The following is a 2,234-nucleotide window of genomic DNA, read 5'->3' as shown; positions in this document are numbered from 1 at the left end:
TGGTTGTCACGCTTCCTGTACATCCTTTATTATCTGTAAATGTAATGGTATGTACGCCTGCGGCAACACCAGTAAACAAACCGGTTGCATTGTTGAATGTTCCATCGAGTGTATAAGTGACCGGCGTGGTACCATTTGAAGTAACATTGACAGAACCGTTATTGATTCCCGGGCAGGAAGTAGCGACTGTTGTTGCGGACCCGTTCAGTGGGTTACCTGCGGTAATGGTTGCTGTAGCAGTGCCTGAGCAACCATTTGCATCCGTGAAAACAATTGTATGCAAACCTGCACTGAGGCCGGTGAAAATACCCGTAGTATTAGTAGTGCTTCCATCGAGCACGAATGTAATTGGTGTTACACCATTGCAACTTGCCAGGATAGAACCATCCGTTGCATTGTTACACGATGTTGCTGTAGGCGTAGCCGTTCCCGTTATGTCCGGGCCTGCGGTAACCGTAGTGCTCACGGCGCCTGAACATCCGTTGGCATCTGTAAAATTAATGGTATGAGCGCCTGCGCTTACACCTGTAAAGATTCCGGTGGTATTGCTGGTAATACCATCCAATGTATAAGTGACCGGTGCAGTACCGGAAGATATTGCGGTGATCGATCCGTTTGCTGCCGCGGGGCAGGAAGCCGCTGAAGGTGTGGCGTTGGCTGTTAGCAATGCCCCTGTTCCGACAATAGTGGATACAGAGCCTGTACAACCTTTGCTGTCTGTAAATGTGATCGTGTGTGTACCATCGGCAACACCTGTAAAAACACCGGTGGTATTATTGGCTGCTCCATCCAATATATAAGTCACCGGAGCTGTTCCATTGGAAGTAACAGTAATACTGCCATTGACGATACCCGGACAAGATGTAGATACCGGAACCGCATTGCCAATAAGCGCCGGGCCTGCAGGAACAGTAGCAGTTGTGGTAGCGGTGCAACCGTTGACATCAGAAATACTGATAGTGTGCAGGCCTGCGGCAACACCGGTGAAAATGCCTGTTGTATTACTTACCCCACCATCCAGTGTAAAAGTTACAGGAGCAACGCCTGTAGAAGTTGCGGTGATAGTTCCATCTAAGGAGTTATTACAGGAAGTAGAAGTTGGGGTAGCCGTTCCCGTGATAGCGACACCTGCAGTTACAGTTGCAGAAGCGTTGCCCGAACAACCGTTGGCATCTGTAAATGTTATGGTGTGTGTGCCTGCGACAACTCCGGTGAAGATACCCGTTGTATTACTGGTTCCGCCATCCAGTACATATGTTACCGGAGTAACTCCGGTAGAAGTAGTACTGATTGTTCCGTCAGATGCATTGTTACACGAAGTAGCTGTCGGGGTAGCCGTTCCCGTTATGGCGGCGCCAGAAGTTACTGTCCTGGTGATCGTACCTGTACATCCCCTGGAATCTGTAAAATTGATAGTATGCGAACCGGTTGAAATATTGGTAAATACACCGGTAGTATTCGTTGTTCCCCCGTCCAGGATATAGATCACCGGTGCAATACCGTTGGATGTTACCGTCCAGGAAGCGTTGTTGATACCCGGACAGGATGCCATAGTAGGGTTTCCGGTGGCGGTGAGCGTCGGTCCGGCAGTAACCGTTGCGGTAGCAGCACCTGTACAACCATTGGCGGCGGTAAACGTGATCGTGTGCGGCCCTGCGGCAACGCCGGTGAAGATGCCCGTTGTATTACTTGTTCCGCCATCCAGTACATATGTTACCGGAGTAGCTCCGTTAGAAGTAGCGGTGATCGTTCCGTCAGTAGCATTGTTACACGAAGTGCCTGTCGGGGTAGCCGTTCCCGTGATAGCGGCTCCGGAAGTTACGGTTGCAGAAGCGTTGCCCGAACAACCGTTGGCATCTGTAAATGTAACGGTATGGGCTCCTGCAGAAACTCCTGTAAAAATACCGGTGGTATTGGTGGTCGAACCATCCAGTATATAAGTTACAGGAGCTGTGCCGGTAGATGTAACACTGATCGATCCGTTGTTGATACCCGGACAAGCAGCGGCAGTTGGAGTGGCCGTACCGGTGATGGCCGAACCAGATCCGACCGTTGATGTAATTGTTCCTTTACAGCCTTTCGAATCGGTGAAAGTAACCGTGTGCGGCCCTGCGGCAACGCCGGTGAAGATGCCCGTTGTATTACTTGTTCCGCCATCCAGTACATATGTTACCGGAGTAGCTCCGTTAGAAGTAGCGGTGATCGTTCCGTCAGTAGCATTGTTACACGAAGTG

Annotated in this window: 1 protein-coding gene; it reads right to left on the bottom strand. The window is 50.4% G+C overall.

Annotated elements, in window-relative coordinates; all coding sequences use genetic code 11:
* Positions 1–2,234, bottom strand: a 2,234-nt coding sequence (locus EGI32_RS17540; protein WP_255156652.1) for a hypothetical protein, incomplete at both ends; no start/stop codon positions are given.

Origin of the sequence: Ferruginibacter sp. HRS2-29, assembly GCF_024343615.1 — a bacterium.
In the GTDB taxonomy this organism is placed as follows: Bacteria; Bacteroidota; Bacteroidia; order Chitinophagales; family Chitinophagaceae; genus Ferruginibacter.
The sequence above is the reverse complement of the archived record's forward strand: the minus strand, read 5'-3'. Positions and strand labels throughout refer to the sequence as shown.